This is a genomic window from Candidatus Angelobacter sp. (genome assembly GCA_035607015.1).
GTDB lineage: Bacteria > Verrucomicrobiota > Verrucomicrobiia > Limisphaerales > AV2 > AV2.
Genome location: DATNDF010000507.1, coordinates 1 through 5,741 on the forward strand (window position 1 = coordinate 1; position 5,741 = coordinate 5,741).

The window sequence follows — 5,741 nt, forward strand, 5'->3', positions numbered from 1 at the left end:
AAGGTCCAGCGCCCAGAAAACAGGATCCACAACGTGGCACGTCCAGTCGCCGATGGAGCCGGATCCGAACGGCGTCCAACCCCGCCACGTGCCGGGTTGGTAGAGCGGATGGTAAGGGCGGAACTGCGCCGGCCCAAGCCACAGGTCCCAGTCGAGCGTGGGCGGAACCGCGTGCTGTTCGGAGAGCCGCGCGAGCTGGCCCATGTGCGAATTCACGGCCCCGGTGTAAGCATGCACCGTGTGAACGTTTCCAATGGCGCCGTCCCAGATCCACTCGCAGAACGTGCGGATCGAATCGAACGAATGACCCTGGTTGCCGAGTTGCGTCACGACCTTGTGGTCGTTCGCGGCCTTCATGAGGGCACGGACCTCGTAGATTGAATGAGCGAGCGGCTTCTCACAGTAGAGGTGTTTTCCGCGTTTGATGGCGGCCATCGCCGCGACTGAATGAGTGTGATCGGGCGTGGAAACGACGACGGCATCCAGCGATCTGTCCACTGCGTCAAACATTTTGCGGAAGTCGCGAAACTTTTTTGCCCGGGGAAATTTCGCTGCGGCGGCGTTGAGCCGCCCCTCGTCCACGTCGCACAGCGCGACGATGTTCTGGTCGCGGAGCGATCCGAGATTGTCGCCGCCGCGTCCGCCGACACCGATGCAGGCGATGTTCAGTTTTTCACGGGGCGGCGTCCGGCTGCTTGCCGCGATTGCATGGCGCGGCGCAATGGCGAACGAGGCAAGGGCTGCGCCGGTTCCACCGATGAATCTTCGCCGGGAGATTGGTTTCACATCATCACGCATAAAATGCCTTCCATCCGGGCGTGTCGCCGGGAATTGTCTGCCGATAGTATTCCAGAGCGAGCGATGGCCGCCAACCGGGAATTTCGGCTTGTAAAATAACTTTGACGGATTCGCCGGGCGGGATCACCTGTTGCGCGTCCGGGACGGGGCGCGCTCATTGGCTGAGCGTCCTGCCCACCGCCGCCTTCATTTTTTCCAGGCCAGACCTTACGACTTCGGTGGCGTCCATTCCCCAGTATTTCCGGTTGAACAACTCCAGCGACAGCACTTTTTGCCCGCCGATTGACCGCAACGCGCGTAGAATTTGCATCACAGGCGCCACGCCGTCGCCAGGAAAGACGCGGAAACTGTCGTCAATTGTTTCGCGCGGCGGCTCGGCCGGGTAGTCGTTCATGTGCAGAACATGGACCGCGTTTCCGTTGAGCAGTTCAAGCCCGTGATAATCGGAACCCCCCTTGTAAAGATGGTAAACGTCCACCAGGACGCATGCCCTGGGATGGCCCGTCTCAATGGCTGCGCCCGCGCATTCGCCGAGCCGGTTGAGGTTTTTCGAGAAGCCCCAAAGCTCGAGCTGCGGCACGACGCCGATCCGGTCACCGGCCTCAAGGAGCGCGCGATAACGTTCGGCGGCCTTCAACAAGCCCAGCCCCGGCACATCCGTCGCACCGGCAGGCGGCGCCGCCAGTCGTTTGCCGCCGATCTGCGCGACGAGGTCCATTTCGCGTTTCGCCTGCTCCATTCCCTTCTCGCGCTTTGCGTCGTCGTCCACGATCCATTGCGGAAAACCGATCGCGCTTTCAACCGCGAGGCCGGCATCAGCAATCCGTTTTTTCAGATCCGGCAACGAGCCGCCCTGCTTCCTGTATTCGTCAATGGAATCGACCCACGGCTCAATCGCCTGATAGCCCGCTTTGGCCGCGGCCTCAATTTCTTTGACGATCCCCAGTTTTTGTCCGCGGATCGTGGCGGTATTGAGACAGAACACAAAACCGGCGTGGTTGCTGGCGACGGATGCGCTGGATTCCGCCAGCGCGGTTGTTCGACTACCGCCGCCGACCAACGCAGCGCCAATCAATGCTCCGGTTCGGGCGACTGCTTCACGTCGGGAGAATTTTTGCGTTGTAGTGGTCATGGACTCAATTGAAAGCAGGGTTGTATTTGTTTGCAAAACTGTCGCCACATTCTCGTCCGGTTTCAAACCAATTATCACTGGCGGAATGGGCCTCCCAGTGGCTCTGGTGAAACGTGGGTAGGATTCATCTCTCTTTTCGCCGGACGCGGAACTCCGTGACCCGCGCCCAATGTTCGGCCTGCGCCGGGCCCTGATAAAATTGCAGACTTATCTTTGCGCCGCCGTTTCCAGGCAGGTCGCATTGGCCGGCGTCGCGCCAATCCTTCGCGTCCGGGGCGCGAAACTGGCCCCGGATCTGATTGCCTTTCACGAGAAGCCGCAGGCGCACCGAGGCCGCATCCAACGGAATGATGGCGATCGTGCGGGTCCGGTCGTTCTCCTCCCGTCCCATGACAATGCTGAGTTTTCCGTCCACAAGTTCGCGCCCGATCTTCACCATGTGGCTGTCGTCAAAATACCAGACGAGATCCACCTGTTCGTATTGCTCGGTCGGCGCGCTGGCCACATTCACGGAGACTTCGATTTCGCCCTTCGTTGCATCCGGCGCCGGCCGCAGCAGAACGTTCCGGGCATCGTTGGCGGGGCCCCACATGTTGCCCGGCTCGATCCGGACCTCCAGCCCGCGTTCACTCGCGCGCCAGTGATCGCGGTGTTCGCGCAACCAGGACCATCCCTCGCCCGGTTTCCCTTTGAAGTCATCCTGAAACAAAAGCTCGTCCGCGCGACAAATCGTGACGGCGAGCGCCGTGCACACTAGAAACAAATATGGAGATGACTTCATGGAAGTTGCCCGGTTCTGGAGTTTATCAGCGTCAAAATCGAACAAGCCGGTCCTTCCGTCCGGAAATGCGACGCGCGGTCACGCGGAATCCGCCCGCCGCGCCGCCTATTGGCCGGAGGCGGAGCGGATGAAGCGCGCCAGGTCGGCCTTTTGTTTTTTCAGGTCGGCGAGGTTCAGATACATCATGTGACCGGCCGTGTAATCGTCCAGCGTGATGTTTTTAGCAAGGGTGGGATCAATGCCGAGGTGGCCGAACGTGTAGTGCGTGGCGAACCAGGGCGTGGCCATGTCGAAATAGCCGCTGGAAACGTGAACCTTCAAAAACGGGTTGCGCGTAAGGCTCTCCGCGAGCGTCTCGGCGACGTTGAGATACCGGTTTTGTTCGCCCCAGTTCCATGGCTGGACGTTTCCGGTGAGAATCTCGTAAGGCAGGTCGCTCTCGTATTTCAGTTCGCGGCGCACGTAATCGTTGAATGTCGCGGTGAACGTGCCGTAAACCGCCTCGCCGCTCGGGTCGTATTCCATCGTGTCATTGACGCGATCGCGCACGTACCCTTTGTAGCGGCTGTCGAAGCGACCGATCACGCGTCCTTCCGCGCGCAGGAGCTCCTCCGCAAACCGCGCCAGCGGCACGCGCAGGTCCGCGCGATCAACGTATTCCTCCGAAAGCCCGGTGAAACGCGCCAGTTCCTTCACGATCTTTTTGCGTTTGCCGGACGGCAGCGACGCCCCCTGCAGCAGGGCGTTGTTGTAATCCTCTTCGGCGAAGGACTGCGCCCTGGCGGCGACCTCGGCGACCGGCAGTTTCTGCAGGTCGGCGGGAAGTTTCTTGTGATACCATGCCGTTGTCGCGTAGCTCGGCAGATAGAGGACATAAGGAAGGTCGTTGCCGCGGGAGAACGAAATCGTTTCAAAGTTGAGCACGGTGGAGACGAGCATGATGCCGTTCACGTTCATGCGGTGCCGTTCGCGCAATTCGCCGGACAGGCCCGCGGCGCGGGTGGTGCCGTAACTCTCGCCGATGATGAACTTCGGCGAAGCCCAGCGCGTGTTCCGCGTCGTGTAAAGGCGGATGAATTCGGCGACGGAACGGAGATCACCCTCCACGCCGTGGAATTTCGAGGCGTCGGCGGGCTTGACCGCGCGGCTGAAACCGGTACTGACGGGATCAATGAACACGAGATCGGTCTCGTCCAGCAGGGAGTATTGGTTGTCCACGGTCCTGTAGGGCGGTGGGAGCGGACTGCCGTCCTCCTCCAGAACAACGCGGCGCGGACCGAGCAATCCCATGTGCATCCACACCGACGAGGAGCCGGGGCCGCCGTTGAATGAAAAGGTGATGGGGCGTTTCGCGGAGTCTTCCACGCCATCCTTGGTGTAGGCGATGTAGAAAATGGCGGCGGTCGGTTTGTCCTCGTTGTCGCGAAGCAGAATCGTCCCGGCCTTCGCGGTATAGTCAATCTTCTGGCCGTTGATGGTGATGCTGTGCTTGCTTTCGACGAGCTTCTCCTTGGGCTCACTCGATTTCGACTTCTCCTTGTCGGATTCGGTGGAGTTTTTTTCGGGCGCTTTTTCACGGGCCTTGTCGTCAGGGCGGGCCGGTGATTCCGCGGCGCGGCAGATGGCGAGCGAACCTGAAACGGCGAAGGCGAACAGCAGGGGCTTGAACATGCGCGGATGATGGCGTTGAGATGAAACGAAGGCAAACCGAAACGCAGCCGCGCCGGGTTGATCCCCTCTTTCGCCGGCGCGTAATGATTTGTTCGTTTGCCAAACCGGACGGCATTGACTATACAGCGCCGTCGAACCGCCGACCGGCTATGTTTTGGACGCGCAAGAACAAAGAGGAGCATCGTTACTACCTTTTGCCGGGCATGGGACGGTCGAACCGCAAACGCCACCAGCAGTTCGTGCGGTGGGCAATCGTCGTCGGCGCTCTCGCCTCGGTCGGTTTTGCGTATCTTCTCTATCTCCTGAGCCAGACACACTGACGCGCAAAACGAAGCGTGATTCGGCTGTCACCTGACACGAGTGCGTTTCACCCATTCACCTTGCAAAAACGTCCCGGCTGAAAATACTTCGTTGGATGACAAAGCAGCCCGGCGGAACGCCGTTGTTTCTTGGCATTGAAGGAGGCGGCACGCGCACCCTGGCCCTGCTCGTGAATGAACGCGGCGAAGTCGTCCGGCGGATTGAAGCGGGCCCGGCAAATCTGCGGCTGCTTGACGACGGGGAACTGATTCAGCGTTTGCGGGATATCGGCAAAGAGGCGCCCGCTCCGTGCGGCATTGGCATCGGAATGGCCGGCGCCCGCACGAAAGCCGACCATGACCGAATCCGCCGCGCAGCCGCTCGCGTCTGGCCCCGAGTCCCTTGCTTTGCGACGAACGATCTGGAAACGGCGTTGATGGCGGCCACTGATGAAAAGGGCGATCCTGGTGCGACGCGCGTTCTTGTCCTGAGCGGCACCGGCTCGTGTTGTTTCGCCCGGGCCAGAAGCGGCGAGACCGCGAAGGTTGGAGGCTGGGGCCACATTCTCGGTGATAAAGGGAGTGGCTTTGAGATCGGCCTGCGCGCACTCAAAGCCGTGGTTTATTATTTCGATTGTGACCGCACCTGGTCGAGGCTCGGGCGGGGAATTCTTCGCAAACTCCAGCTCAACGAACCGGACGATTTGATCGGCTGGGTGCGGGGCGCCGGTAAGGATGAAATCGCGGCCCTGGCGGTCGAGGTCTTCGACGCGTGGGCCGGGCGTGACTCGATTGCCTCCGACATTCTCGAGGGCGCGGCCTGGGGCCTGGCCCGGGACGCCGTCGCCTGCGCCAGGAGGCTGGCGCAACCGAGGTCACGCGTTCAGTTCGTCCTGGCCGGTGGAGTTCTGAGCCGGCAGCCGCGGTTCGCGAAAAAGGTGACGACACTCCTTCACAAACTGTGGCCGAACGCGGTTGTGACGCCGCTGAAACGGGAAAGCGTGTGGGGGGCGGTCGAGCTGGCGAGGCAACATTTCTGTCCACGGGACGCCGCCTCCGG

At 61.1% G+C, this 5,741-nt stretch carries 6 protein-coding genes; 2 read left to right on the top strand and 4 right to left on the bottom strand.

The window, feature by feature from the left end; all coding sequences use genetic code 11:
* The 4 genes from VN887_20475 to VN887_20490 form a co-directional block, all read right to left on the bottom strand.
* A partial coding sequence (locus VN887_20475) for a Gfo/Idh/MocA family oxidoreductase (GenBank protein HXT42395.1) occupies positions 1-786 on the bottom strand: 786 nt, incomplete at its 3' end.
* 166 nt (positions 787-952) lie between these two features.
* Positions 953-1,930, bottom strand: a complete 978-nt coding sequence (locus VN887_20480; protein ID HXT42396.1) for a sugar phosphate isomerase/epimerase family protein — start codon at positions 1,928-1,930, stop codon at positions 953-955.
* A 124-nt stretch (positions 1,931-2,054) separates the two neighbouring features.
* Positions 2,055-2,711, bottom strand: a complete 657-nt coding sequence (locus VN887_20485) for a DUF1349 domain-containing protein (protein ID HXT42397.1) — start codon at positions 2,709-2,711, stop codon at positions 2,055-2,057.
* Positions 2,712-2,816: 105 nt separating this feature from the next.
* Positions 2,817-4,382 (bottom strand): peptidase S10, encoded by a 1,566-nt coding sequence (locus VN887_20490; GenBank protein HXT42398.1) that lies wholly within the window; start codon positions 4,380-4,382, stop codon positions 2,817-2,819.
* An 83-nt stretch (positions 4,383-4,465) separates the two neighbouring features.
* On the opposite strand from VN887_20490, the gene VN887_20495 reads away from it, so the two are divergent.
* Both VN887_20495 and VN887_20500 read left to right on the top strand, forming a co-directional pair.
* Positions 4,466-4,702 (top strand): hypothetical protein, encoded by a 237-nt coding sequence (locus VN887_20495; GenBank protein ID HXT42399.1) that lies wholly within the window; start codon positions 4,466-4,468, stop codon positions 4,700-4,702.
* Positions 4,703-4,797: 95 nt separating this feature from the next.
* The coding region (locus VN887_20500; protein HXT42400.1) for a BadF/BadG/BcrA/BcrD ATPase family protein at positions 4,798-5,741 on the top strand (944 nt) is incomplete at its 3' end.

Excerpts from the sequence above, each read along its gene's own strand:
- VN887_20480 (HXT42396.1), bottom strand. The coding sequence starts at position 1,930 with ATGACCACTACAACGCAAAAATTCTCCCGACGTGAAGCAGTCGCCCGA.
- VN887_20485 (HXT42397.1), bottom strand. The coding sequence starts at position 2,711 with ATGAAGTCATCTCCATATTTGTTTCTAGTGTGCACGGCGCTCGCCGTC.
- VN887_20490 (HXT42398.1), bottom strand. The coding sequence starts at position 4,382 with ATGTTCAAGCCCCTGCTGTTCGCCTTCGCCGTTTCAGGTTCGCTCGCC.
- VN887_20495 (HXT42399.1), top strand. The coding sequence starts at position 4,466 with ATGATTTGTTCGTTTGCCAAACCGGACGGCATTGACTATACAGCGCCG.